General features: G+C 70.8%; 23 protein-coding genes. 14 read left to right on the top strand and 9 right to left on the bottom strand.

All coding sequences use genetic code 11. From position 1 onward, the window contains the following. Positions 1–79 precede the first annotated feature (79 nt). Positions 80–1,306, top strand: coding sequence for a hypothetical protein (locus tag LIX60_RS05250; RefSeq protein ID WP_227957415.1), 1,227 nt, complete (start codon positions 80–82; stop codon positions 1,304–1,306). Positions 1,307–1,624: 318 nt separating this feature from the next. On the opposite strand, the gene LIX60_RS05245 is transcribed toward LIX60_RS05250, so the two are convergent. Continuing rightward, positions 1,625–1,933 carry a hypothetical protein gene (locus tag LIX60_RS05245; protein ID WP_227957414.1) on the bottom strand — a complete coding sequence of 103 codons (309 nt, stop codon included), beginning with the start codon at positions 1,931–1,933 and terminating at the stop codon, positions 1,625–1,627. Between the two features lie 437 nt (positions 1,934–2,370). Here LIX60_RS05245 and LIX60_RS05240 point away from each other — a divergent pair, with 437 nt between their 5' ends. The 4 genes from LIX60_RS05240 (at position 2,371) to LIX60_RS05225 (ending at position 7,046) form a co-directional block, all read left to right on the top strand. Beyond that, positions 2,371–3,522: a sensor histidine kinase gene (locus tag LIX60_RS05240; protein WP_227957413.1), complete on the top strand. Its 1,152-nt coding sequence runs from the start codon at positions 2,371–2,373 to the stop codon at positions 3,520–3,522. Beyond that, the gene (locus LIX60_RS05235; RefSeq protein ID WP_227957412.1) at positions 3,519–4,175 is read left to right on the top strand and encodes a response regulator transcription factor; all 657 of its coding nucleotides are present in this window, start codon (positions 3,519–3,521) and stop codon (positions 4,173–4,175) included. The genes LIX60_RS05240 and LIX60_RS05235 overlap by 4 nt, the downstream gene beginning before the upstream one ends. A gap of 226 nt (positions 4,176–4,401) precedes the next feature. Then, on the top strand, positions 4,402–5,811 hold the full coding sequence (locus LIX60_RS05230; protein WP_227957411.1) for an MFS transporter: 1,410 nt from the start codon (positions 4,402–4,404) through the stop codon (positions 5,809–5,811). A gap of 5 nt (positions 5,812–5,816) precedes the next feature. Then, complete coding sequence (locus LIX60_RS05225; RefSeq protein ID WP_227962628.1) at positions 5,817–7,046, top strand: FAD-dependent monooxygenase; 1,230 nt, start codon at positions 5,817–5,819, stop codon at positions 7,044–7,046. Positions 7,047–7,082: 36 nt separating this feature from the next. Here the strand turns inward: LIX60_RS05225 and LIX60_RS05220 are convergent, their stop codons facing one another. The 4 genes from LIX60_RS05220 to LIX60_RS05205 all read right to left on the bottom strand — a co-directional run bounded on the left by LIX60_RS05220 (position 7,083) and on the right by LIX60_RS05205 (position 12,545). After that, positions 7,083–7,775 (bottom strand): response regulator transcription factor, encoded by a 693-nt coding sequence (locus LIX60_RS05220; RefSeq protein WP_227957410.1) that lies wholly within the window; start codon positions 7,773–7,775, stop codon positions 7,083–7,085. Then, positions 7,772–9,121, bottom strand: coding sequence for a sensor histidine kinase (locus tag LIX60_RS05215; protein ID WP_227957409.1), 1,350 nt, complete (start codon positions 9,119–9,121; stop codon positions 7,772–7,774). The genes LIX60_RS05220 and LIX60_RS05215 overlap by 4 nt, the downstream gene beginning before the upstream one ends. Before the next feature lie 6 nt (positions 9,122–9,127). Further along, positions 9,128–11,374: an MMPL family transporter gene (locus LIX60_RS05210; protein ID WP_227957408.1), complete on the bottom strand. Its 2,247-nt coding sequence runs from the start codon at positions 11,372–11,374 to the stop codon at positions 9,128–9,130. Positions 11,375–11,693: 319 nt separating this feature from the next. Beyond that, positions 11,694–12,545 (bottom strand): phosphotransferase enzyme family protein, encoded by an 852-nt coding sequence (locus LIX60_RS05205; RefSeq protein WP_227957407.1) that lies wholly within the window; start codon positions 12,543–12,545, stop codon positions 11,694–11,696. A gap of 176 nt (positions 12,546–12,721) precedes the next feature. On the opposite strand from LIX60_RS05205, the gene LIX60_RS05200 reads away from it, so the two are divergent. Continuing rightward, a complete protein-coding gene (locus LIX60_RS05200) occupies positions 12,722–13,474 on the top strand; it encodes a VOC family protein (RefSeq protein ID WP_227957406.1) in 753 nt (250 codons plus the stop codon). 63 nt (positions 13,475–13,537) lie between these two features. Here the strand turns inward: LIX60_RS05200 and LIX60_RS05195 are convergent, their stop codons facing one another. Next, the gene (locus LIX60_RS05195) at positions 13,538–13,966 is read right to left on the bottom strand and encodes a DUF6069 family protein (RefSeq protein ID WP_227957405.1); all 429 of its coding nucleotides are present in this window, start codon (positions 13,964–13,966) and stop codon (positions 13,538–13,540) included. Positions 13,967–14,229: 263 nt separating this feature from the next. Between LIX60_RS05195 and LIX60_RS05190 the strand changes: the two genes are divergently transcribed. Then, complete coding sequence (locus tag LIX60_RS05190) at positions 14,230–14,658, top strand: hypothetical protein (protein ID WP_227957404.1); 429 nt, start codon at positions 14,230–14,232, stop codon at positions 14,656–14,658. Positions 14,659–14,927: 269 nt separating this feature from the next. Here LIX60_RS05190 and LIX60_RS05185 read toward each other — a convergent pair whose 3' ends face one another. Continuing rightward, complete coding sequence (locus tag LIX60_RS05185) at positions 14,928–15,344, bottom strand: hypothetical protein (protein ID WP_227957403.1); 417 nt, start codon at positions 15,342–15,344, stop codon at positions 14,928–14,930. A gap of 476 nt (positions 15,345–15,820) precedes the next feature. On the opposite strand from LIX60_RS05185, the gene LIX60_RS05180 reads away from it, so the two are divergent. Next, positions 15,821–16,420, top strand: coding sequence for a YdcF family protein (locus LIX60_RS05180; RefSeq protein ID WP_227957402.1), 600 nt, complete (start codon positions 15,821–15,823; stop codon positions 16,418–16,420). Between the two features lie 234 nt (positions 16,421–16,654). Continuing rightward, positions 16,655–18,778 carry a DUF1996 domain-containing protein gene (locus LIX60_RS05175; protein ID WP_227957401.1) on the top strand — a complete coding sequence of 708 codons (2,124 nt, stop codon included), beginning with the start codon at positions 16,655–16,657 and terminating at the stop codon, positions 18,776–18,778. 144 nt (positions 18,779–18,922) lie between these two features. Here LIX60_RS05175 and LIX60_RS05170 read toward each other — a convergent pair whose 3' ends face one another. Beyond that, the gene (locus LIX60_RS05170; RefSeq protein ID WP_227957400.1) at positions 18,923–19,357 is read right to left on the bottom strand and encodes a hypothetical protein; all 435 of its coding nucleotides are present in this window, start codon (positions 19,355–19,357) and stop codon (positions 18,923–18,925) included. A gap of 132 nt (positions 19,358–19,489) precedes the next feature. Here LIX60_RS05170 and LIX60_RS05165 point away from each other — a divergent pair, with 132 nt between their 5' ends. Next, positions 19,490–19,660, top strand: a complete 171-nt coding sequence (locus LIX60_RS05165; protein ID WP_227957399.1) for a hypothetical protein — start codon at positions 19,490–19,492, stop codon at positions 19,658–19,660. A 72-nt stretch (positions 19,661–19,732) separates the two neighbouring features. On the opposite strand, the gene LIX60_RS05160 is transcribed toward LIX60_RS05165, so the two are convergent. Next, positions 19,733–19,930 (bottom strand): hypothetical protein, encoded by a 198-nt coding sequence (locus LIX60_RS05160; RefSeq protein WP_227957398.1) that lies wholly within the window; start codon positions 19,928–19,930, stop codon positions 19,733–19,735. A gap of 229 nt (positions 19,931–20,159) precedes the next feature. Between LIX60_RS05160 and LIX60_RS05155 the strand changes: the two genes are divergently transcribed. From LIX60_RS05155 to LIX60_RS05140, 4 genes are all read left to right on the top strand, one after another. Continuing rightward, complete coding sequence (locus LIX60_RS05155; RefSeq protein ID WP_227957397.1) at positions 20,160–20,966, top strand: MerR family transcriptional regulator; 807 nt, start codon at positions 20,160–20,162, stop codon at positions 20,964–20,966. A gap of 404 nt (positions 20,967–21,370) precedes the next feature. Then, positions 21,371–24,202 (top strand): hypothetical protein, encoded by a 2,832-nt coding sequence (locus LIX60_RS31395; protein ID WP_308101094.1) that lies wholly within the window; start codon positions 21,371–21,373, stop codon positions 24,200–24,202. 153 nt (positions 24,203–24,355) lie between these two features. Beyond that, the gene (locus LIX60_RS05145) at positions 24,356–25,078 is read left to right on the top strand and encodes an immunity 49 family protein (RefSeq protein WP_227957396.1); all 723 of its coding nucleotides are present in this window, start codon (positions 24,356–24,358) and stop codon (positions 25,076–25,078) included. A 147-nt stretch (positions 25,079–25,225) separates the two neighbouring features. Further along, a complete protein-coding gene (locus LIX60_RS05140; protein WP_227957395.1) occupies positions 25,226–26,089 on the top strand; it encodes an immunity 49 family protein in 864 nt (287 codons plus the stop codon). Positions 26,090–26,177 lie beyond the last annotated feature (88 nt).

Genomic DNA, 26,177 nt, shown 5'->3' with positions numbered 1-26,177 from the left:
CCCGCGCCGAAAGGCGCGCGGGGGCATCACCGCGGGGCCCGGCCCGGGCCCGCGCACCACACACTCCGGGGGATTCACCATGCTTCTCACCATGCCGACCGGCGTCGTCGAGGGAACCCAGCTCACCGTCATGCCGTTCCGTGACGACGCCGTCGTCGGGACGCTGTCCGTGCCCGCGCTCGTCCAGCTCGTGCCGTCACCGCGCGCCGAGGAGGACCCGAGGAAGCTGAAGACCGCCTCCGGCCTGGTGCGCCGCCACGCCGAACTGCGGGCGACCGTGCAGCGAACGCTGAAGTCGTCCCAGAAGGGCAAGAACGTCCGGCCGTACGCCGAGTACATCGCCGCCGGGCTCAAGGGCGAGCTCGGCGCCGCCTGGTCCACCCCGCCCATCACCCTCTGGCACGCCGGGCCGCTCGCCGCCATCAGCGACGAACTCGTGCCGGGCAGCGGCCTGCGCACTCTCACCATCGCGCCGGGCACCATGGTCGTCGCCATCGACGGCGAGACCCAGACCGCCGCCTGGCACGACCTCTACGACGACCCCGAGCCCTACGGCCTGACGTACCCCGAACTCGCCCGCGTGCGCCTCCCGTTCGAGCTGTACGTGGGTCTTGCCCCGGCCGACGCGCGGCAGATCTTCTACGACCGCAACGTGCGGGGCGTGGTTGTCGCCAAGAACCTGGCCATGTCGATGGACCAGCGGGACTTCGGCACCCGGCTCGCGCACCGGGTCGCCGACTCGGTCAAGGTCGACATCGACGGGCAGCCGGTGCCCTTCGGGCGGCTGGTCAATGCCGGCAAGCGGCAGACCTCGGCCGCTGACCGCGAGGTCGTCACGCTGTCCGCGCTGCGCGCCCTCGTCGTCACCGCCATCTACGGGCGGAGCGGCCTCACGCGCTCCGCCGAGTCGGTGCACGAGGACGAACTGCCCGCCGGTACCCGGCCCGAGGAGGTCGAGGGCTTCGTCGTGCCGCTGCTGGCACGGCTGATCTCCGAGCGCTTCCCCGACTTCGCGAGCCGCAGCGCGCTCACCGCTCCGGCCGTTCTCGCCGGGGTGGGGATCGCCGCCCACCACACCACGCCGTGGAGCGAGGCGGCCTCCCGCATCGGCCCCGAAGACCTGGACCGCCTGCTCGGTGGCATCCGCTGGGAGCGGGAGGCGGCGTACTGGGACGGCGTCGCCGCCAAGACCGGCGCCTCCGGCCGCCTCAACTTCAGCGGCGGCGTCAAGGACTCCGGCGGCCGCGTCGCCGACGCGATCCTCTACCCGGCCACGGAGGCCGGGCGGAGGATCCGCGGACTCTGAGAAGCCGCGCCACACCCCTCCTCCGCAGGTCCCAGTGGGCCGAAAGGGGGCGGACGCGCCGCGCGGCCGACCTGGGAGGGGGCCCGCACCGGGTGCGGCCGGTCCGGGGCCCCCGACGGAGTGCAGTGCCCGCCGCGCCCACCCGCGCCTGGCGCCGGAGAACGGCAACGAGGGGTGGCGCAGCCGGTGGGGCCCGGCTGTGAGACCCCTCGCCGACTGCGCGGTGCGGGATGTACCCCATGCTCATACAGGCCCCGGATCCGACCTCTCAAGGGCCCGGGGTACGGCCGCAGGCGGGTTGTCGTCCGTGCCCCGCTTCTACCAGGCGCCCTCGCCGCAGCGTGAAACGCCGGTCGTGTAGTTCCACAGGCAGACGCGAGAGCCCGCGTTCTTGCCGTTCCAGTGGTATCCGGTCGACTTCTTGCCGTTCAGGATCCAGTAGCCGTTCGAGACGGCCGTCCAGTTGTAGCCGCCGGATCCCACCCGCTTGCGCTGCAGCACGAAGACGCACTCGTGGTTGTTCCAGGACTGGCCGAGGGCCTGGACGTATCCGTCCGAGGCCCTCTTGTTCAGCCACCCCTTGCACTGCCCGACCACCACGTCCTTGCCGGGAATGTATCCCTGCACGGACACGTCCGACCGAGGGGCCGGAGCGGGGGCGGCCTGAACCGTGCCGCCGGCGAACAGTGTTGCCGTCGCGGCAAGGGCGACGCCCAGTGCCGCAGGGCGTGTGCGGGTACGCGGGATACGCATGATTTTCCCCTTTGGTTGCTGACTGCTGATGTGTGTGCCTGCTTGCGTGCATGTGCGGAACGGCCCCGGCCCGGCCCGGCGCATGCCAGGGGCCGCCGGCCGGCGGGGCGATACCCCCATGGCGCCCCCGTGCCGGGGCACGAGCCCCGCCGGCCGGTGATGTGAACGTACGGTCCGCCGCGCGCGGGCCGCGTCCCGCGCACGGTTGAACTCCCGGGCGGACCAGTGCGGTAGCCGTTCGGCCATCTCCAACCGGCGCTGTACCGCGCTGGTTTGACGCCCATCGCCGATACCGGCCTTACGCTGCTGCGATGCGGATCCGCTCCCTCGCCGTCGACGCGCTGATCGCGGCGGCGCTGGCCGGCGTGGCCCTGCTGCTGGGACAGGAGGCCGCGCGCCAGGGGCAGAAGCCGCTCGACGCGACCGCCTACGCCCTGGTGGTCCTCGTCCATTTGCCGCTGGTGCTGCGCGGGCGGGCCCCGGTCGTGGTCTGCGGCCTCGTGCACGCGACCTGGCTGGTGTACATCACCGCCGGCTACTGGGCCGTGGTGTGCAGCTTCGGCCCCCTGCTCGCCGTCTACACCGTCGCCTCCCTGCGAGCGGTGTACTTCTCCCTCCCCTGCGCGACGCTGCTGGGCGGGGTCTGGATCTACGCGGGCGCCGTCAGCCACACCGACTCCTGGCCGTCCGTCGTCGGGCAGGCCCTGGTCTATCCGGCGGTGCTGTGGCGGTTCGGCGTCGTCGCCCGCCGCTCGGCCGAGCTGACCCGGCAGCTGCGCCGGGAACAGGCCGAGCGGGCCCGTCGAGAAGTGGCCGAGGAACGCGGCCGGATCGCCCGCGAACTGCACGATGTGGTCGCCCACCACATGTCCGTGATCTCCGTGCAGACCGGTCTCGCCCGGTTCGTCTTCGACACCGACCGGCGGACCGCCCGTGCCGCACTCGACACCATCGACGCCACCGGCAAGGAGGCTCTCGACGAGCTGCGCCGCATGCTCATGGTGCTGCGCGCCGCTGACGACGGCGCCCCCTCCGCCCCGATGCCGGGCCTGGCCCGCCTCGAAGAGATGGCCGAACGCATCCGCGCCGGCGGGGTGCCCGTCACCGTGACCGTCGAGGGCACTCCGCGCCCGCTCGCCCCGGGTCTGGAGCTGTGCGCCTACCGGGTGGTGCAGGAGGCGCTCACCAATGTGGTGAAACACGCCCCGGGCGCGCGTGCGGAGGTACGGCTCACCTACGAGCCGCACCAGGTGACCGTTTCGGTGGCGGACGACGGAGAGGGGGTGATTCCGGACAGAGTCCGGAGCGGCGGCGGGCACGGCTTGCTGGGCATGCGCGAGCGGGCCAAGCTCTACGGTGGGCAGATCAGCATCGGCCCGCAGGAGCAAGGGGGTTTCGCCGTGCGGCTGACCCTGCCGACCTCCGCGCGGGCCGCGAGGCGGGGGGACGGCACGACCACATGACAACCGTGCTCGTTGTGGACGACCAGTACCTCATACGGGCCGGCCTGGTGGGCCTGCTGCACGCCGCACCCGGCATCGACGTGGTCGGCGAGGCCAGCAGCGGCGAGGAGGCCGTGGCGCTCGCTGCCGAGGCCGCCCCCGAGGTGATCCTGATGGACATCCGCATGCCCGGCATGAACGGCATCGAGGCCACCGAACGCATCCTCGCCCGGGCCGCCGACCCCGTGCCCCGGATCCTGATCCTGACCACCTTCGACCTCGACGAATACGTGTACGGGGCGCTGCGCGCCGGAGCCTCCGGTTTTCTGCTCAAGGACTCCGGCCCCGAACGGCTGCTCGCCGCGGTGACCGTGGTCGCCGGTGGGGACGCGCTCTTCGCGCCCAGCGTCACCCGCCGCCTGGTCGAGGCGTACGCCCGCCGGACCGCGTGCGAACAGCCGCCCGATCTGCAGGCACTGACCTCCCGCGAACGGGAGGTCCTGAGACTGATCGCGGGTGGTCTGTCCAACCTGGAGATCGCCGACCGCCTCTACATCAGCGAGGCAACCGTCAAGACCCACCTCAACCGCACGATGACCAAGCTCAACCTGGACAGCAGGGCACAAGCCGTAGTGGCGGCGTACGAATCGGGGCTCGTCGCCCCCGGCAGATAGCGGCCGGGGCGCCCGCCGCCCCCCTGGGCCCACCGCTCCGTTGACTTCGCTGCGGCGGCACGGCCCGTAGTGCGCCGGCACCAGGGCGGGGGAGTGGCTGGTCCGCTCGCACCAGGGGACGACGGCGGCGGAGGACGATGCCCGGCGGGGCGCCGGAGGGAAGTGTGGGAGGCGCGCGGATCTCGCGCATTCCCCACTGCCCAACGGCGTCTGGAGTGATCGACAAGTGGCGTTATCCCTTTCCCCATCCCCTTCCCCTTCCCGGGTCCGCGTCGGGAGGCCGGCGATCGCTGCCCTCGGCATCCTGGCGCTCGCCCTCGGCACCCTGCAGTCCGTGGTCGAGCCCGCGCTGCCGCTGCTCCAGCGCGAGCTGGGGGTCAGTCCCGCCGAAGGGGCCCTGGTCGGCAACGCGTTACTCGTCACCGGCGCGGTCGTCACGCCCGTCGCCGGCAAACTCGGCGACCGCTACGGCGGACGGCGGGTTCTGGTCCGGCTGATGGCCGTGGTGTCCGCCGGTGGCCTGCTGGCCGGACTGGCGCCGAACCTGCCGGTGCTGCTGCTCGGTCAGGTGCTGCAGGGCGTCATGGTGGGCGTGCTGCCCCTCTCCTTCATCCTGGTCCGCAAGCACCTCACGGCAGGAGAGGCGCAGGCGGCGATCGGGATCGTCATCGCGCTGTTCACGGGCGGCAGCATCGTGGGCACGCTGGTCGCCGGGCCGATCGCTGAAGGACTGTCCTGGCACGGGATGTTCCTGCTGCCGACGATCGCGATCATCGCGTCGACTGCGGTCGTCACGCGGCTGATGCCGCACGATCCGCCGGTCCGGTCGGACGAGCGGATCGACTGGGCCGGCGTGGTTCTGCTGAGCGGCACCTTGCTCGCGTTCATGCTCGGGCTGGTGACGGTGACGAGCGCCGGCCTGCCGCCACTCGCGGTCGGTGCCATCGCGGTGGCCGTGGCCGCCCTCGCCACCGGATGGGTCGCCGTCGAACGCCGGGCGGTCTCGCCGATGGTCGATCTGCGGATGCTGGCGAAGCCCGCGATGTGGAGCGCCTGCGTGCTCACCCTCGTCATCACCACCAGCGCGGGGATGGTGCTCTTTCTGCTCCCGCAGCTGTTCGCGGCGCCGGCCGACGGGTACGGCTTCGCAGCCGGCACCACCCAGATCGGCCTGTTCCTGCTGCCCGGCGCCATCGCCGGGGCGGTCAGCGATTCGGTCGGCGGGATCGCGGCGCGGCGTTTCGGTCCGCGTGCCGTGGTCGTCGCGGGCACCGTCGTCACGACGGGCACGATGATCGCCCTGGCATCGCTGCACAGCGCGGCATGGCAGCTCGTCCTCGCGAAGGTGCTGACCGCGTTCGCCGCGGGCGTCGCCACCACGGCGCTGCTCGCCGGCACCGCCACCGCCGTCGCGACCGGGGACACCGGCATCGTCACCAGCCTGCTCGTGGTGACCCGCGTCATCGGCTTCGCCCTGGGCGTCCAGATCAGCGGCGCGATCCTCGCCGCCGGGACCGACCCGGTGACGGGCCTGCCGGGCGAACCGGCCTTCGTCACGGGGTTCGTCACGGCCGGTCTCGTCGCCGCGTTGTCCCTGCTCGTCGTCCGTGTCAGCAAGAAGGGAGTCCGGGCATGAACGGCATGACACCCACCGGTCTGTCGACGGACGTGCGTACGACCGCGAAGCGCAAGATCCTGATCTCCGGGGCCGGTATCTCCGGACCCGCGCTGGCGTACTGGCTGCACCGAGCCGGATGTGCCGTCACCGTGGTCGAGAAGGCGGGAGGGCCGCGCGACGGCGGGTATCCGATCGACATCCGCGGCACCGCGACAGAGGTGGTCCGGCGGATGGGGATACTGCCGCACCTGCGGGACGCGCACATCGACTCGCGCCGCTGCACGTTCCTCAACGCCGACGGCGGTGAAGTCGCCTTGGTCGACCCGCGCGCCCTCGCTGGCGGTGCCGGGGGACAGGACTTGGAGGTGCGCCGCGGGGATCTGGCCGCCCTCCTCCACGCCTTGGTGCGCGACGACGTGGAGTTCCTGTTCGGCGACTCCGCCGACACCCTCGACCAGCACGGACAAGGGGTCGACGTCACGTTCCGCAGCGGGCGGCAGCGCACGTTCGACCTGGTGGTCGGTGCCGACGGTATGCACTCGCAGACCCGGGACTCCCTGTTCGGCTCCGAAGAACAATTCCACCGCTACCTCGGCTACTGCTTCGCCGTCTTCACCATGCCGAACACCTTCGGGCTCTCCCGCGAACTCGTGATGTGGAACACCCCCGGGAAGGCCGCGGCCCTCTACGCCGTCGGGGACGACGACGGCGAACTGCACGCCTTCCTGAACTTCCACCAATCGGAAGCGCCGCCCGGAGCACTCCGCGACCCGGGCGCCCAACGGGACCTGGTCGCCACGGTCTACGCGGGCGCGGGATGGGAGGTCCCCGGCATGGTCGGGGCCATGCGCGACGCGGACGACCTGTTCTTCGACACGGCCGGCCAGATCCGTATGCCCCGCTGGTCCAGCGGGCGCGTCGTACTGGTCGGCGACGCCGCCTACGCGCCCTCGTTCCTCACCGGACAGGGCACGAGCCTCGCGCTGGCCGGTGCCTACATGCTCGCCCACGCACTGGCCACGCACCGGGACCACACCGCGGCGTTCGCCGCCTACGAACGCGGTCTCCGCGAGTTCGCCGCCATGAACCAGGCCCTGGCCGGCAAGGGCGCGACCAGGCTCTTCCCCACCACTGCGCGGGCCCTGGAGCAGCGCAACACCATGCTGCGCGAACTCGTCACCCTGCCCTCCGCACCGGCGGCGCCACCGGCCCACTCGGCCCTGACGCTGCCCGAGTTCGCGCCGATGCCGTAAGGGCCCCATGCCGCAAGGCCCCGGCAGCGGACCGGACTACGGCGACCGGTCGGTGCCGCCGTCGGGGCCGGCGTGTACCAGGCCCGTCCGGTAGGCGATGACCACGAGTTGGGCCCGGTCGCGGGCCTCCAGCTTGGTCATGGCGCGCTGCACGTGGGCGCGGACGGTGAAGGGGCTGAGGAACAGCCGCTCGGCGATCTCCTGGTTGGACAGGCCGGTCGCGACCAGAGCCACCATCTCCCGTTCGCGCGGGGTGAGCACGGCGAGTTGCTCCGAGTGGCGCGAGGGGGCGGTGTCCGGTGTGGCCAGGAAACGGGCGACCAGGGAACGGATCGCGGCGGGGGACAGAAGAGTGTCCCCGCCGGCGATCGTCCGCACCGCGTCCGCCAGCTCCTCGGCCCCGATGCCCTTGCCGATGAAACCGCCGGCCCCCGCGCGCAGCGCCCGGGCGACGTACTCGTCGGTCTCGTACGTGGTGAGGATCAGGACGCGGGTGCCGGCCAGTTCCGGGTCCGCGCAGATCTCCGACGTGGCGGTGAGGCCGTCCACCCCGGGCATACGGATGTCCATGATCACGACGTCCGGGCGCAGCTCCCGGGTGAGTCTCACGGCCTCCCTGCCGTCGCCGGCCTCGCCGACCACGGTGATGTCGTCGGCGGTGTCGAGAAGCAGCCGGAACGCACCGCGCAGCAGCGCCTGATCGTCGGCGAGCAGCACCCGGAGCGTCACGGCGCGTCCCCGGCCTCTCCGCCGTCCGTCCGCGCGTCGTCCGTCCGTCCGCCGTTCGTCGGCCCGCCGGCCATCCGCTCCTCCTGGGTGGTTGTCGCTCCGTCAGTCGTCCCCGTCGTGTCCCTGACGGTCGGGAGGGGCAGTTGGGTGGAGACGAGGAAGCCACCCTCCGGGCGCCTGCCCGCGGAGAGGCGCCCCCCGACGGCGGTGGCCCGTTCCCGCATCCCGATCAGACCGTAACCCGGGGGACGGTCCCGCACCGCGGACGCCCTCGGCCCCGCGGACCCGGCCGGTCCCGGTCCCGTGGAGGGGACCGGTCCGTCGTCGGTGACGGTGACGGTCACGCGCTCGCGGTCCCAGCCGAGGTGCACCCGGGCGCGGGCGGTACCGGCGTGCTTGGCCACGTTGGTCAGGGCTTCCTGGACGATGCGGTAGGCGGTGAGGTCCACCCCCGGCGGCAGCGGTCTGGCCGTGCCGTCCTGATGCACCGTCACCTCCAGCCCCGCGCGGCGGAAGGACGCGAGGAGCTCCGGAAGCCGGGACAGCCCGGGCGCCGGTTCGGCGGGCCCGGATGTGTCCCCGGACTGCCGCAACAGGCCGACAGTGGCCCGCAGTTCGTCGAGCGCGTGACCGGTGGTCTCGACGAGCTCCCCGAGGCTCTTGCGGGTCTGCTCCGGGCGGGTGTCGAAGAGATGGGCCGCGACCGTGGCCTGCGCGTTGGCCAGGGTGATCTGATGGGCCACGAGGTCGTGCAACTCCCGGGCGATGCGCACCCGTTCCTCGGCCACCCTCCGGCGCGCCTCCCGATCCCGGCTCTCCTCGGCCCGCCGGGCCCGCTCCTCCACGGCCGCCAGATAGGCCCGCCGGTCCCGTACCGAGCGGCCGAGCACACCGGCCAGCAGCGGGAACACCGCCATCACCACCATCCTGCTCGCGTCCTTCCACGAGAAGTCCCCGAACAGCGGGACGGAGGCGGCCAGCGCCACGGACGTGAGCGACACCGCGCTGGCCGCGCGCAGTTCGGTGCGCGCGGCCAGCGTGTACGAGTAGGCGCTGATCAGGGCGGGGACCACGATCAGCGGGGTGAGCAGGAGGCCCAGGGGCGGCACCAGCAGGCCGACCGCGGTCGTGGCCGCCAGGACGGCCAGGGGCGCCCGGTGCCGCAGCGGCAGCACGGCGCAGGACACCACGGCGACGACATAGGCGGCGGCGGGCGGCGCTGACAGTGTGTCGTCGACCCGCACCACACCGCCGAGCAGGCAGAGCGCGAACGCCGCCGCCGTGACCGCTCCCTCCCGCCGGCCCGTGCCGCGTGGCCGCGGGCCACCGCCCCCCGCTGTCGTCACGCCCGCTCAGCTCCGGCCGGCGGGGAGCCGCGGCACCGCTGTCTCGCCGGACCCGGGCGCGGGGGCCGGGACACGCCCGCTCAGCGCCTCGCCCTCGATATCCACCCGCGGCAGCACGCGGTCCAGGATAGGGGGCAGCCACCAGGCCCGGTGGCCGAGCAGCGCAAGGACCGCGGGTGCGATCGCCATCCGCACCACGAAGGCGTCGAAGGCGACGGCCGAGGCCAGGCCGACACCCATCGTCTGGATGGTCGTGCTGCTCATCCCGATGAATCCGGCGAACACGCTGGTCATGATGATCGCCGCCGCGGCCACCACCCGTCCGCTGTACCGGAAACCACTGACGACCGCCTCGCCGGGGGACGCGCCGTGGACGTACGCCTCCCGCATCCGGGTGAGGAGGAAGACCTCGTAGTCCATGGCGAGGCCGAACACGATGCCGATGATGAGGATCGGCATCAGCGCCATGACCGGTCCGGTCTGCTCGATGCCGAGCAGGTCCGCCGCCCAGCCCCACTGGAAGACGGCGACGAGGACCCCGAAGGCGGCACCCACCGACAGCAGGAAGCCGAGCGCGGCCTTGACCGGGACCAGGAGCGAGCGGAAGACCACCGTCAGCAGGAGGACCGCCAGGCCGATGACGACGGTCAGATAGGGGACGAGGGCGCCGGACATGGCTTCGGCGATGTCGATGTTCAGCGCGGTCCTGCCGGTCACCAGGACGTCGGCGCCGGTGTCCGCCTCGATGGCGGATACGGCGTCCCGGAGCGTGTGCACCAGGTCCTTGGTCTCGCCGCTGCTCGGCGCGGTCTCCGGGACGGCGGTGAGGACGGCCGTGTCCCCGGCCCGGCTGAGAACCGGATCACCGACCGACGCGACCCCGTCCACGTCCCGCACGGTCTTGACGACCAGGTCCGTGGTGGCCGGGGTGTCCGGGGACTCCGCCAGGTCCACCACCACGGTCAACGGGCCGTTGAAGCCGGGCCCGAAGCCTTCCGACAGCAGGTCGTAGGCACGCCGCTGGGTGGTCTCCACCGACCTGGACTCGTCCCCGGGCAGCCCGAGTTCGAGGCTCAGCGCCGGCACGGCGACGGCCCCGAGACCGAGCCCGGCGGTCAGCAGCACGGCCGCCGGCCGGCGCAGGACGAACCGCGCCCAGCGGGAGCCGAGCCCCGGCCGGCCGGCCGCGGTGGACGCCCGGTGCGGACGCTCGCCTCCCGGCGCGGTGGCCTTGCGGACGGAGCGGGACAGCACCCGCCCGCCGGAGAAGCCGAGCAGCGCGGGGACCAGGGTCAGCGCGACGAGTACGGCAAGCGCCACGGCGCCCCCGCCGCCCAGGCCCATCTTGGTGAGCTCCGGAACGCCGACGACCCCGAGACCGGCCAGGGCAATGAAGACGGTCGCGCCGGCGAAGACGACGGCGGATCCGGCCGTGCCCACCGAACGGCCGGCGGCGTCCTCCGGCTCGCTGCCCTGCGCCCGCTCGTCGCGGAAGCGGGAGACGATGAAGAGCGCGTAGTCGATGCCGACCGCCAGTCCCAGCATCAGCGCCAGGATGGCGACGGTGGATGTCAGGCCGAGCGGAGCGGCCAGCGCGGAGACCAGGCAGAAGGCGACGGCCACGCCCAGGAAGGCGGTCAGCAGTGACAGTCCGGCCGCGACCAGCGACCCCAGGGCGATGACGAGCACCACCGCCGCCACCGAGACACCGATGAGCTCCGTCGTGCCGCCCGGTTCCTCCTCCACGTCCAGGGCCGAACCGCCGGTCTCCACGGTCAGCCCCGCGTCCCGGGCCCGGCTCGCGGCGTCCTCCAGGGCGGTCTTCGTCGCCTCGGTCAGGTCGACGGCGTCCGCGCTGTAGGTGATCGTGGAGTAGGCGATGGTGCCGTCCCGGCTGACGGCGCCGGTCTCATAGGGGTCGGTGGCCGACGCGACCTGCACGTCCCCGTCCAGCGAGCCGAGCGCGTCCTCGACGGCCGCCCTGTTCTCCCGGGCCGTCACCCGCTGCCCGTCCGGGGCCCGGAACACCAGCCGGGCCTCGGCACCCTGGGAGTTGCCCTGCGGGAAGCGCTCGTCCAGCAGGTCGAACGCCTTCTGCGACTCGGTGCCGGGCATGGAGAAGTCCTCCTCCTCCCCGGCCGGCGCCATGGCGGCGGCGACCCCGGCCAGCACCAGGACAGCCAGCCACACACCACTGACGAACCGGCGCCGGCGGAAGGCCCACCGCCCTATCCGGTAGAGAAACGTCGCCACCGTTGATCACTCCAGACACCGTCGGGCACAGGGAAACGCGTGGGATCCGCGCGCTCCCCACACTTCCCTCCGGCGCCCGGCCGGGCATCGTTCCCCGCCGCCGTCTCCTCCTGGTGCACCGGGACCAGCCACGCACGCGTCCTGGTGCCTGTGCACTACGGGCCGGCCCGGACCCCAACGGGCCGTGCCCGGAACGGCAGCACGACGCGCGGACCAACGGGAGAGTGCCGGGCCTCCGGGACCAGTCAGCCGGTCAGCCGGTCAGCCGGTCAGCCGGTCAGCCGGTCAGCCGGCCGGCCACAGCCCCGACGGGCCGCGGTCAGCCATGCGTGTCCCGGCCGTCGCGATCGAGCGCTGCCCGGATCCGGCCGAGCCACTCCGTGCCCAGCCGGCGCCCGTCCGGGAGTTGGTCGTCCCGGTCCCAGCGCCATGCCGTGATCATCGCCAGTACGAGGATCCGGCAGTCGCGCAGCACGTCCTGACGGACTCCCGGATAGTGCTCGCCGACTTCTTCGGGCGCATGGGCGAGGTCGAATTCGACGGGCCCACGGCAGCAGGTCTCCAGGTCGATGAACAGCAGGCCGTTCTCCGTGGCGAGGACGTTGCCCGGGTGCGGCTCGCCGTGCAGCACCTGCTCGGCGGTGCCGCGCTCGACGATCACGCGGCTCAGGCGCCGCAGCGTGTCGCCGAGCAGCTCCCGGTCCGCGTCGGCGAGCGCCGGAGTCCGGTCGCGGTCCGCCACGAGACGCTGAGCCTGCCCGACCCGGTCCGTGAAGTGCGGCGTCGGGACATCCAGCCCGCGCATGCCGGCATGCAGCCGCGCGAGCGCCCCGGCGTAATCGGCTGGTGAGACGTCTCCAGGTGACACGGGTTCGTAGTAGGTCCACAGCGTGACCACGAAGCCCTCACGCTCATGAACACGTGGCTCCACTCGTGGATCGAGAGCCGCCACGGGGCATCCGGACGCGGCGAGCCGCTGAGCCAGCTCCACTTCGAACTGTGCGACCTGCTGCGCTGCGGGTGCCACCCGGGCCAGGACGTCACAGGGCAGCAGCCGCAGAGTGAGCTTGTTCGAGTCATGGAGAACGATCGCGTCATCGGCCGTCAGACCGAGGGACGAGGCGATCGACATGGCCGCGGCCACCGCACGCGGGATCTCCGACGCCTGCATCGTCGCCCGGCCCCTCTCCTGAGCGCTGCCACAACGTTCCCCATGGTGCAACCAGCGCACCCTACCGAGTGCCGACGCAGAGCCGCCGCAGCGCGACGGGCCGGGCGTGACCGCCTCGGCGCCCTGCGCCGGCGGCTGCGGACGTCGTCGCGGAGCGGGCGCATAGGATCGCCGGCATGGCACTGCGACCCGTGCAGGTGAACATCAAGGCTCTTGACGCCTCGGCGGTCGGCCGGTTCTGGGCCGAGGCGCTCGGCTGGAGTGCCTACAGCCCCGGCGTGACCACCTACGTCGGACCCGCCGGCGGACCCGACGACGGCTTCGTCTGGCCGGACCCGGTCACCCTCGGCATCGACATCGTTCCCGTCCCGGAACCCAAGACGACGGCGAAGAACCGCCTGCACCTCGATCTCGCCACCACCTCCACGGCCCATCAGGCCGATCTGGTCGCACGCCTCCAGGCGCTCGGGGCGACGCCCGCCCACATCGGCCAGGGCGACGTGCCGTGGACGGTCCTCACCGACCCGGAGGGCAACGAGTTCTGCGTGCTGGAGCCCCGGGAGATCTACCGGGACACCGGGCCGATCGCCGCGGTGGTGGTCGACTGCGCGGATCCGCGGGCCATGGCCCGGTTCTGGGGTGAGGCGGTGGACTGGACCCTGCACGAGGTGACCGACGACCAAGCGGTGTTCCGCTCCGCCAAGGGGACCGGCCCATATCTCGAGTTCCTCCGCACGCCCGGCGCGAAGACCGTGCCGGACCGCGTCCATCTCGACCTGCTGCCGTACCCCGGTGACGACAAAGCGGCGGAGGCGGCCCGGCTGCGGGCCCTCGGTGCCACCGACCTCGACCTGGGCCAGGGCGATGTCCCGTGGACGTGCCTGGCCGACCCGGAGGGCCACGAGTTCTGCGTCCTCGCCCCCTCCTGACGCCCCGTCCTCACACGGCGCCCTGACGACGCTCCGGCACGCGCGCGTGGCCCTGCGGGGCCGTCACCCGTTGCCGTACTGGCTCAGCGGCAGGACCTTGCGGAATGTGGCCACCGCGATCACCGCGACCGCGACGTGCATCAGGAGCAGGGCGGCGACGCCGGTCACGCCACCGGCGCCGAAGAGGAAGAAGTCGGGCACGAACGACACCACGACGACGGCCGGGACGAGCCACCGCAGCACACCCTCGGCGTTCCGGGACGCCTTGCGGACGATCCCCCAGCCGATCGCGCCCGCTGTCACGCCGACCGTGGTCAGGAAGATGTACGAGCCGGGGTCGAGTGGCTCGAAGTCGTCCGGGGCGCCAACCGCGCGCGCCAGTAAGGCGATCACGGCGTTGACCAGGGAGGACAGTACGGCGGCGAGCAGGACGCCGCCCACCACCAGAAGCGGGCCCCGTCGGGTGGCGGCTGTCCGGCGAACTGCGGGCATGGTGACTCCAAGGAGGACAAGGCCGCTGACGGACGCGGAGGCGGTATGACAATCGGCGAACACAGCCTTGCAGCAGGTCACTTGAAAGTTCAATGCGGCGGGTTCGAACGCGCCAGAAGCCTGCCCGCAGGGGCCTGATCGCCGAGACCGCCTGGCAGGGGCAGTTGAAGGTGAAGTCACGGAATGCGGTCACGGCTCCTTGTCGGCAGCAGGCACCGACGGTGAGCGCTCAGTCTTTTGATCACCGGGTGTACGGTTTGTGTGTGGCTCTTGATCTGTCCGCATTGAGAAGTGGTTTCGACAGGTATGTGCACGCGGTTCTCGATCCCGAGCTTTCCGGGGAGGAGAGGCGGATCGACTTGAAGCACATGCGCTTCTGGTACCCCTACTACGCGGATGTCGTGACCGATGTGGCCGAACTTCGCAAGCCTCGGGTCGAGAAGCGGACGCTGAAAGTGATCAATTCGCAATCCCAGATTGATTATGAACCGTACGCCAATGGCCAGATCGTTGCCGATCTCAAGGCCGCGCAGGAGACCATCCTCCTGAATCTCCCCAGGGTTCCGCCCGATCAGCACATTCCGTACAAAAAGGGCTCGCAGTACTTTCCCGAGCAATATGCCGCAGTCCTCGTCGTGCATCTCAGGATGCACTGGGAGTATCTGGAAAAGCTGGCGCGAAAGAAAGAGTAACGAATCCGAGTGGGGTCTCCGGGCATCCGCGCAGGCGGCCGCCGGCCGGCGGTACGGCTCCGAGCCGGGACCGGAACGCGGCCCCCGGCCACCTAGGCGGGACGCGGAATCCGCGGACTCCGGCTGAGCGTTTGGTCCGGTGATTCGCAGGTGGTCCCGGCTCGGGTACCGCGCCGGTTCGGGGTGGCCCAGCCGGTGAGGCCGCGTCGTTGGATGCCCGCCAGATCGGCCGGCATTCTGCGAGCAGCGCGGACAGGCGAGGCGCAACCTCAGCTTCTGGCCCGACCGTGGGCGCACCTGTAGGGTTCGCGCCCCTTCTTGACCAGGCACACCCTGAGGGTCACCAGTTGCTCTTCCTTCAGGTTTCCTGTCTTCCAGCGCGTGCAGTACATGGCACGGTGTCCCAGGGTGCTGGCCGTGCGAATGACTCTGTGGTTCACATACAGCCACGCCTTGACGCCCCAGCCATCCCTGGTGACGTCACAGGCCCGAATGGCGTCGCCCGGAATCCTCCCATGCGGATCGGCGCTGAATGTGCCCTTTCCGGGGGCAGGTTCGAGACCGGTTGCCACGTACACCACGTTGCTGTAGCTGGCGTGTGCCGGGGACGCGGTCATGACGACCGCCGCAACCGCCATGCACATCCCCACCAGCGTGCGCGGAGTCTTTCTCATCACGTCTCCCATTCCCTTGGATGACACGGCCCCGGCGCTTCACAGCCGAGGACCCGTTTCACCTCGCGTTCGCGGCCCTCCGGCGCCATGTCCCGCACCGCGGCGAGCCGCTTCCGCAGCCGGCTCTCATTCCGCCACTGCCCGGCACGACTTGCCGACGGGCAGAACACCGCACCCCGGCGGGCCTCCGGCCTGAACGGCCCCCTGCAAGCCCGGTAATTCCTCTCCCTGGCCCATCCGGCGTCCTCGGACACGGCATCAGAATAGGTCGCAAAGCAAATCAAAACCGGCGATCCGGAAAGAGCTGATGAAACGACAGCGGCGCACCGCCGTCGTTCGGCACCCGGGCGGACTGCCGGATGCTTCCGGCCCCGCGCCGGAACCGCCCGGCTCAGAGGTCCTCACACCATGCGTCGTCTGCCGGGCGGTTGGTGCCTGTCCCGTCCTGCCCTGTCCTGTCCTGTCCCGAGGTGGCCTAGAGTCACCGCATGCGACGGAGGACGGGACTGGCGATAGCCGGGTCCGCGACCCTGGCCTGGGGCGAGTGGTTGAACTGGCGCTGGTCTCGCGCGCTCGTGGGCAACGGAGGGGGCGGTGCCGAAGCGGTGGTCGTGCTGGGTTACCGGAACCCCCAAGCGGGGGCGAACGTGATCAACCGCTGGCGGGTACGGGCCGGTATCCGCTCCCTCACCGCCGGCCGTGCGCGGGGCACTCGCCTGATCTTCAGCGGCGGCGCGACCAGCGGCGGCGCCGCGGAGGCCCAGGTGATGGCCGACTACGCGACGTCGGTGCTCGGGTTCGACGGCACCGTGCTCCTCGAGGACCGGAGCGGGACGACATGGGAGAACATCACGAACGTGATCCCCCTGCTGGAGGACGTCGACCGCATCAAGATCGCCTCCCAGCCGGCTCACGCGCTCAAGGCCCGCGCGTACCTGCGGCGGCAGCGCCCGGATCTTGCGGAGAGGCTCGTCCGCGCGGACGACTACCGCCCAGGTGAGTGGATCGTCGTCAAACCGCTGCTGGCTCTGTACGGACTGTGGACACTCCGAGGTCTCACGGCCGGTGAACGGAAGCCCTCGTCGTAGGCAGCAGCTGCCGTCGCGTCAGCGCCGCCGTGCGCGACATCCCCGACCCCACCGACGCGCTCTTTGAGTTCCAGTCCCGGGCTGCTACGAGCCGTACCCAGTGGGTGCGTCCGACGGGCCCGCTCGCACGCGCCCCGCTGTAAATCCGTGCGGCGTTTGAACACAGCCGGGCTCCGCCGCGTACAGGAGGAACAGCACCATGCCGGGCCTGTCACGACGCCTAGGAGTACTTCCGTGAGACGCAACACGCGCAGACGCCCCACCGGCGCACGGCGCCGGACCTTTGCAGCGGTCGCGCTGATATTGGGCGGAGGGGGACTGGTAGCCGCGAACACCTACGCCTCCGCGGGAGAAGGCGACTCGGGCGGCCGGGTCCAGGATCAGAGCGGTGGCGACCAGGCGGCCACGATCTCCTGTCCGGACGTCGGGCAGCAACTCACCGACGTGCCGGGGGAGGCACGCGCAGATGTCGACAAGGCGCTGGCCAACCTCGACCAGCAGATCACCGAGGCGTACGACCGGCTGACCTCGACACGCCAGGAGCAGGCGCAGGACGGGAACTTCGTCCGGGACTCGATCCTCGGGCCGCTGAGCGAGAAGCGCACCCAGGTCATCGGACAGATCAAGATCGACGTGAAGCGGGCGGGCGGCACGGCCCCGGAGGCGTTGGACGGTCTCGCCGCCTGTACCGAGATCAGCCCCGCCCAGGCCCAGAAGAACGACGGCGGCGGGGACGGCGACAACCAGGACGGCGACGCCGACACCGCCAACCCCGGCACCGGTCAGGACGACGGCGGCCAGGGCGGTGAGCAGCAGGACGGCAACGGCAACGGTGCGGCCGGGCCCTTCGCCGCGGACTTCGTCGACATCACGAAGGTTCAGCCGAACGTCAAGGCGGAGCCCCGCAGGACCGGCGACGCCTCGACCGGTACGTTCAGCGTCCAGTGCGGCGTCAATGAGAACAAGGTGTTCAACACCGACAACCTGATCGTCGCGCCCGGCGTGGACAACGGCGCTCACCACACCCACGACTACGTGGGCAACCAGGGTGTCGACGCCTTCGCCTCCAACGACGATCTGGCGAACGCCAAGACCAGTTGCTCGGAGCAGGGCGACAAGTCCTCGTACTACTGGCCGGTCCTGCGCCTGCAGGACGGCACCAAGGAGTTCGACGCCGAGCAGCAGGGCGGCGGCCTGGAGGGCAACGTCGGCAAGATCCTGCAGGCCAAGGAGGCCGAGATCACGTACATCGGCAGCCCGGCCGGCAAGGTTGTGGCGATGCCGAAGTTCCTGCGGATCATCACCGGTGACGCCAAGGCCTTCACCAACGGCACGGCGAACGCCAATGCCAACTGGAGCTGCACCGGCTTCGAGGACAAGGTGCAGCTGGCGGACAAGTACCCGATCTGCCCGCAGGGCAGCAGCGTGGTGCGGTCCTTCGCCTTCCAGAGCTGCTGGGACGGTCAGAACATCGACAGCGCCAACCACCGCGCGCATGTGGCCTTCGCCGACGCCGAGGGCAATTGCGGCAACGGCTTCAAGGCGATCCCCCAGCTGACGATGCGCCTGGTGTACGACGTTCCGGCGCCGGTCATCGAGAACGGCCAGGTGAAGAACCCGTACGCGGTGGACGGCTTCCCGGAGCAGCTGCACAAGCCGATCACCGACCACGACGACTTCATCAACGTCATGGACGAGGACCTGATGGACGAGGTCGTCGAGTGTGTCAACGCCGGGCGGCAGTGCGGAGCCGGCGCCGGTGAGCAGCCGCAGGAGCCCCAGAAGCCGGAGGAGCCGAAGCAGCCGGAGGAGCCCCAGCAGCCGCAGGAGCCGCAGGAGCCGCAGCAGCCGGAGGAGCCGCAAGAGCCGAAGCAGCCGGAGCAGCCGGAGCAGCCGCAGGAACCGGAGCAGCCGGAGCAGCCGCAGGAACCGAAGGAGCCCAAGGACAAGCCGGCGCCGCAGGCGCCGCAGGAGCCACAGGACGAGCCGGAGCCGGCGCCCGAGGCCTCGTCCGCCGACGCCGACAAGGACCGGGCGAAGAAGCCCGGTGAGGCCCCCGACGCCCCCTCGGAAGCCTCGTCCGCCCCCAGTGACGCAGCCACGCGCACGCAGGAGGCCGGGGCCCCGGACGACGCCCGCGGCGGCGAAACGAAGGCGCGGACGACCAGCCCCGCAGAGACGTCGGACACCGGCGTGGAAGCTCAGTCCGAGGAGACGCAGCCCCAACCGCAAGCGGGCACGGGCAGCCTGGCCAGCACCGGCGCGGACCTGTGGCCGGCTGTGGCCGGAGGGGTCCTCGTTCTCGGAGGACTGGTCCTTCTGATCCACAACAGGCGCCGCAACATGACCACGAACTGAGAGGTCCCCGTCCGCAGTACACCGGACGGAACGGATCAACTGTGATGGCGAACTGCGACCGCGGTAGCGATACCCCGGTCGCAGTTCGCTCACGGCTCCGCCGCTCCGGCGATCTCCGTGGGGCAAACTCGTTCGAGACGTCGTTCAGCGCACGGCGATACCCCGCGCCGCCAGGATCTCCAGCCCGTCGGGGAGCATGAGCTCCAGCATCTCTGCCCCGCTGAAGAGCTTGAGGTTGGGCAGCAGATCGAGATCGTCGAGGCTGTGCAGGTCGAAGAGATCGTCCTCGCCGTCCCAGATCGGAGCGCACTCCATGAAGACCTGGAGGCCGCCGTCGAAAGTGAGCTCCTCCACGGTGGTGAGCAGTCCCGCCGGGATCTCCAGCGCCTCGAAGTAGGCGCGCGCCTCGTCGAGGACGGTGTGCTCCAAGGCGTTCTGCTCGATGTAGGTGTGCAGGTCCTCGACACCGCGCGCCCGCATGTGCTCCCTCATGTCGAAGGCCGGGGTGAGCGTCTTGTCCCCGTACATGAGCTGCTCGACGACAAGGAGCTTGAAGTTGACGTCACGGAATGCGATCACGGCTCATCAATAGCAGCAGGCACCGACAGTGAGCCTTCTCCCACCTGTTGCCTCAGCCCACCGGCTGGGATGACGACATGGTGAAGCCCCTGGCCAGCGGTTCGGCATGAGACTGGAAAGGGCGCAGTGCCGGTGTCCGGTCCACCGGCCGGAGACGGAGCCGATCACGGGGTCCACCTGCACGTCTTCCCCCGCTTCACGGGAGATCCGTTCCGCATCGAGGCCGACTGGCAGGTGCGCGAACGCCGCCTGCTCGACGAGACGGCGGCGGCGGTTCGGTCGGGGCTCGCCGGCCTTGGCTGAGTGGGCCGGGCCCGGCTCCCGGCGGGTTCGGGCACCCGCGCCGGGAGCCGCGCCGGAGCCGGACCGGCTGGTTCACTCCTCGGCCGGCGCGACCATGCGCCACCGGCCCACCTCTTCGTACCCCGAGTCGTAGACGGCCGAGCCGTCGCCGGGCCTCAGGGCGTAGTGGTGGAGGTTCCCGGCCCAGTACCGCAGGATGCGGCCCAGCTCCGGCGCGGTGTTCTCGGTGAGCCGGTCGCTGCTGATGTCGATTTCGAGAAGGAACTTCATGGTGGCCGCCTCCCGGCATGGGGTTGTCCTGACTTCGGTGCCCTGCTTGAGCCGGACCCGGTATCAAGTGTTTCATTGAAGCCGGATGAGGGTTTCCGACCTCAACTCCGGTGGTGAGCTTGTTGATTCGCCGGAAAAGTCTCAACCGGGTCCGAGGCCGTGAGGTGAGCGGCAGCGGCTGCGCGGGGCGCGGTCGGCGGTCGGCGGTCGGCGGAGGGGAGCAGGGCGGATGGGGGACCGGCTGCGCGCCCGCGACCTCGCACGGTCGGCGGGCCTCTCGGTGCAGCAGATCCGCACCTATGCGGAGACGGGCGTCCTCCCGGCGGTGGAGCGCACCGCCGGCGGCCACCGGGTCTTCACCGGCGCCCATGCCGAAGCGCTCACCGTGGCGCGGGAGCTCGCCGTCGGCCACGGCTGGGCCACCACCCGCGTCGTCATGCGCGCGGTCCACGACGGCGACCTGGCCGCGGCACTTGCCGCCGTTGACGCGAGCCATGCCCGTCTCGACCGGGAACGCGGCGAACTGGCCGCCGTGCGCGAGGCTCTGGAGACTCTCCTGACGGGACGCTCGGGACGCTCGGGCCGCTCGGGCCGCGTGAACCCGCCGGGCCGTGCTGAGCGATCCGGTGACGCGTGCCCGGGAGGCGGTACGGCGCACGCGGCCCGGCGGGACGCCGCGCGTCACGGTTTGCGCATCGGCGAGGTGGCCCGCGCCGTGGGCGTGAGCCCGCCCGTGCTGCGTCTCTGGGAGGCCCACGGCCTGCTGCGGCCCGAGCGTGAACCCTCCACGGGCTACCGTCTCTACGACAGCTCGGAGCTGCGCACGGCACACGTCATCGCGCTTCTGCGGCGGGGGAGTCACCCGCTGCCGGCCATCGGCGCGGTGCTGGACGAACTGCGCGAGACCGGCAGCCCCGACCGCGTCCTGCGCGAGCTCACCCACCGGATGCGGGACCTCCACCGCACCAGCCTTCGCCGTCTCGCCGCCTCCGCAGCGCTGCACGGCTACCTGCGGTACCTGGGGCACACGGTCTGACCGTCGGCCCGCCTCCGTCCAGGCGCACTGAGCGTTCGGGCCGGTACCGGTGGCCCGTCCGCTTGGTGGACTGCCCCGACCGCCCCGCCGGGCCTTGACGGGCAGTCATGGCCGAAGAGCGCGGGCGAGATCGAGTAGCGAGAGCAGGGGGCGGGCCGTTCCTCCCCTGGGCTCCGGGAACCGGCGCTTGCCCGGGCGGCGTCTGAGTAGACGTTGGCATGTCATCAGCGTGTTGGTATACCTGAACCTGAGTCAGGCGCGGGGGAGTGCGGGCGGTGCGTGCGCAGGACCGCCGGGAAGCCGGCTGCTGCGCCACCGCGCGGGACGAACCGCGGTTTCCGCCAGAGCCGTTGAGGCGGACGACGGCACGCGGGTCGGCCAGGGCATGACGGGGGAGAGTAGACGTGATCAAGCCTGAGGCGATACCCCAGTTCACCGGTGATTTGGAGCAGTTGGAGAAGGACGCCACCGGCCTGGGCAATGACGCTGACGACATCCGGGAGACGGGCAAGGGCGTCCATACCCAGTTCCAGGGTTTGTCGGCGTTCTATACGGCGCCGGAGGCGGAGGCGTTGTTCGCGTCGACGAAGCCGGTGCAGGACCGGGCGGATGAGTTCGCCGATGATCTGGAGAAGGTCAAGTCGGCGTTGGACGAGTACGCGTCCGAGGTGCGTCCCCTGGTGGCGAAGCTGAAGCAGCTCAAGGCCGATGCCGCCGCGTTCGTCGCCAGTGTGGAGGACGATGACGAGTGGAAGTACGACGGCGACAAGATCGATGAGCACAACGCGCTCCAGTCCGATGTGACGGCCACCGTCGCGGCGTTCTGGGAGGCGGAGCGCACGGCCGCGAACAAGATCACCGCGCTGGTCGGGGGCACCCAGTACCGGGCGAATGACGGCTCGGACGGCAAGAACATGTACGGGTTCTCGGCCGATGACATGAAGGACGCCGAGGTTCCGTGGGGGACGGCGGAGAACGAGAAGTACCACTGGTATGAGGTTCACCAGCACATCAAGAGCTTTGTGTGGGACGGCCTGATCGTCGACGGGGTGTGGGGCACCATCAAGGGCCTCGGGACCCTGGTCGGCTTCGATGGCTGGGATGCGATGAAGGATGCCTGGAAGGGTCTGGGCATGCTGGTCGTGGGCACCGCCCTGTACACCTCACCGCTCGCCTACGCGATCCCGGATTCGGCGTTGCCGCAGTGGATGAAGGACTCCAAGGAGGTCGCGAAGCAGACGGGCAAGGCGCTGCTGGCGTGGGACACCTGGAGTGAGAACCCGGCCCGCGCGGCGGGTGCGGTCACGTTCAATGTGCTGACGTCGATCACGGGTGCGGGGAACATCGCCAAGGGCGGCACGGTGGCCAAGGTGGCCTCGGTGGCGGGTAAGGCGGGGAAGTTCCTGGACCCGATGACGCACATCTCCTCGGTGGTGGGCAAGGCCGGGCAGGCGATGAAGATCGGCGATGTGCTGGCGGGGCTGAAGAACCTCAACCTCGGCAAGATCGAGATTCCGGCGATCCCGGACGGTGCGACGCTGCTGCCGGACGGGCGCCTGGAGCTGCCGGACGGCACGGTCAGGGTCCCCGACACCCCGTTGCAGCTCGCGGACGGCACGGTCCATGTACCGGAAGGCACCGCGCCCAGGGTGCCGTCGGAACTGCCCAGTGGGGCGGTCCTCATGCCGGACGGCTCTGTCCTGCACCCCGACGGCAAGCTCCAGCTTCCCGACGGCTCCACGAGCACGGCGGATGTCCCCGTGGAGCCGCACAAGGCGGACCTGGCCAATCCGGACCGGGCTGCCGTGCGGGTACCGGAGCAGGAACTGGTCGGGGCCGGCGCCCGCAGCAACCCGCCCGGCGCCGTCGCCCAGGTCGGGGACGCGGGCAACCCCTCCGCCGTCGCCGACAACACCGTCGGTGGCGGCACCCCGGCCCAGGTCGGCGCGAACGCGGGCGACACCGCCCTGGGCGGCACCGCCCGCACCGGCGACAACCTCCCCGGCGGCACGGCGAACCCGGGCGGTCCCGGGCCCGGCCTCCCAGGCGGTCCCGGCGGCTTCGGCGACAACCTGCCCGGCGCGGCCGGCCGCGCCGGCGACGCCCCGGGCGGCGGAACGCCCGGAGGCCCGTACGACGGCCCCTCCATGTCGCTGGGCGACAACGCCGCCGGAGCCACCGACACGTTGCCTCCCGGCGGACGCGACCTGCCCGAGGGCCCGGGCGCCGGTCCCCAACTCGGTGACACCAACCTGCCCGAGGGCACCCCGGGTTCCGGCCCCGCCGACGCGATACCGCCCGGCACCGCCGTACCGGACAACGCGGCCACGCCCGGTGGCGGCACCCCCGGCGACGGCACGCCGCCGCGGACGCCCGAAGAGGTCATGCGGAACCACATCGACCGGGTCAACGACCCGAACGACACCTTCTTCGACGACCACTACAAGTCCAACGGCCACCGCAAGGACGTCGAGCGTCTTGTGGACGGACAGCCGGTGCCGAAGCTCCGGTGGGACACCAGCGACCCGGCGAACCCGAAGTGGATCGCCGCCGACAACGTCCCTCCGGCGATGCCTCCGAACTACCTGGGCGATCCGGTCCCGGGCCGGCGGGGCACTGTCAGCCCGGAGCTCATCGGTCCTCTCGACGACATGGCCCGCGCCCGGGACGAGGCGGTCGCAAGGGACCAGACCGCCGAACAGGCACTGGCGAACGCGAAGGCCGCAGACACGGCAGACTCCACGCCGGAGACCCAGCAGGCCGTCACGGCCGCGGACGACGCACACAGCCCGCTCCACGGCGACATGCTGAGAGCCGCGGAGGACATGGGGGAGGCGGCTGCCCAGCACCATGCCATCCCGGAGAACTTCGAGGGCGCCAGGCTGGAGTTCGGCGGGCTGGACGGCCCGGGCGGTGCCAACCGCTTCGACCAGATATGGCGGCGCCCCGACGGCGGCTTCGTCGTGGTGGAGGCCAAGGGCAGCCTGACCGCTCAGCTCGGCAGCCGCTGGGGCAGCAGTGGTGGCCGGGTCATGCAGGGCACCCGAGGGTACTTCGAAACCATCCTCGACCAGATGAAGAAGAATTCTGCGAAATTCCCGGAGGAAGCGGCACTCGGAAAGGAGCTCCGGGCGGCTTTGAAGCAAGGAAAGGTTGATTACGTCCTGGTCAAGGCCAACGTCGTTGACGGTACGTATGCTGGCTATCAGATGAAGCACTTCGATCTGCGACCCTGAGGAGCACGACCGGTGGCTGTGACTGTGCCGCGCCATGACTTTCCCAGCGCCAACCTGGCCCGTGCCGTCGAGGTGCTGACCGAGGACGCCGAGGAGGCGATCGCGGATCTGGAGGAAGCTCCGTCGGAGTTCAACAATGCGCTGAGTTCGGCAATGACGACCGCTCAGGTGCGTTGCGGCGTCGATCCGCGTGCCGCGAAGTTGGAGACGTGGGAGGCGTGGACTGCGGCGATGCAGGTGGGGTCCGCGATGTTCGCGGCCGCTGTCGCTCCCGAGGGTTCTTCGGTGGAGTGCCGTATCGCGCACAAGATGCGTGCGATTCCCGCGACGGGTCCGCGGTACTACACGCATCCGGGGAACTGGATCGCCGCTTACTGGCTGGCGGTCATCGGCCGGGACCAGGAGCGGGTGACGGCGCTCTGTAATGTTCCGCTCGGTCTTCTGCGGCGCCCGGAGGTCCAGTTCGACGAGTACATCTACCACTGGGTGGACACGCTGCAGACGGGCTGGCTTCAGCGTCCGGGAATGCAGGAGAAGCTCGTCGCGGCGATGCAGGGGACGGACCCCGAGCACTTGGTCGTGGGCGACCGCGAGTTGACGCTCAAGATTCTGTATCCGCCGATCAATCTCTTCTACCGCTATCTGCGGCAGGACTACGACGCGTTCAACGCCGAGCTGGCCAAGGCGCTGGAGTGGCACAAGGAGTACTGGACGGCCGATGAGGACCGGTCGGCGAACATCGAGGGGTTCGTGGCGGTCGGTCCGCTGGCCATCACCTGCCTCGCCTATGACGCCGGTTTCCCCATCGAGGTGGAGTCGGAGTACCTCCCCAAGCATCTGATCGAGCGCACCTGGGTCGGAGAGTTCGACACCTGAGCCCCGCCACTACGGCCAGGTGCCGTGCTTGGTTCCGGCGAGTATCTGATGGCTGTGGGGCGGTGACGAAATAATCCGTGAGCAGGTCAGGCGTGCTCCGAGCATTGCTCGGCAGCGCGCTGGACCGGACCCGTGGGAGTGAGACAGGTGGGCGCGAGCGTGTCCCGTCACACCGTTCCGGGGGCCCATGCCGAAGCGGGTGTCGCTGCGATGCGCCGGCGGACCGAGGAGCGCATCGACGGGCTGGAGGGAGACCCGAGGGGATTCAACCGGGCAATGAGTCTTGCTGTCACCTCGGCCGAAGCGCATTGCCTTCTCGATCCGCGCGCGGCCAAGCTGGAGACCTGGGAATCCTGGGTCGCTGCCATGCAGGTGGGTTCCGCGTTGTTCGCGGCCGCCACTGCCGAGCCCGATGCGGTGGTGGAATGCCGGATCGTGCACAAGGTGCGCGCCATTCCGGCGACGGGTGCGCAGTACTTCACAGACGCCGGTACCTGGATCACGGCCTATTGGCTGGCCGTCATCGGCCGTGACACGGAGCGGATGACGGCGCTGTGCCATGTGCCGATCACCGTTCTCCGGGATTCCGGCGCGGTGTTCGACGAGTACATCTATGACTGGGTGGACACGCTGCAGACGGGGTGGCTTCAGCGGCCCGGCATGGACGACAAGCTCGTCGCGGCGATCAACGGGACGGATCCCGAACGCCTTCGGGTCGCCGACCGTGAGCTGATGCTCAAGATTCTCTATCCGCCGCTGAACCTCTTCTACCGCTATCTCCGGCAGGACTACGAAGCGTTCAACACCGAGCTGGCCAAGGCGCTGGAGTGGCACAAGGAGTACTGGACGGCGGATGAGGAACGGCTGTCGGACACCTCCGGCGCGGTCGCTCTCGGTCCGCTCGCCATCACCTGCCTGGCCCATGACGCCGGTTTCCCCATCGAGGTGGAGTCGGAGTACCTCCCGAAGCATCTGATCGAGCGCACCTGGGTTGGAGAGTTCGACACCTGACCGCCCGGCGCGCCCAGGAGCCCGTTCAACGGGTTGCCCGGCCGGTGGGCGGCCGGTCCCGGACGGACGTGCCCCGGCACCGGGAAGA

Origin of the sequence: Streptomyces sp. S07_1.15 (assembly GCF_020739505.1) — a bacterium.
Classification (GTDB): Bacteria; Actinomycetota; Actinomycetes; order Streptomycetales; family Streptomycetaceae; genus Streptomyces; species Streptomyces xinghaiensis.
This window is presented reverse-complemented; position numbering and strand designations above follow the sequence as displayed.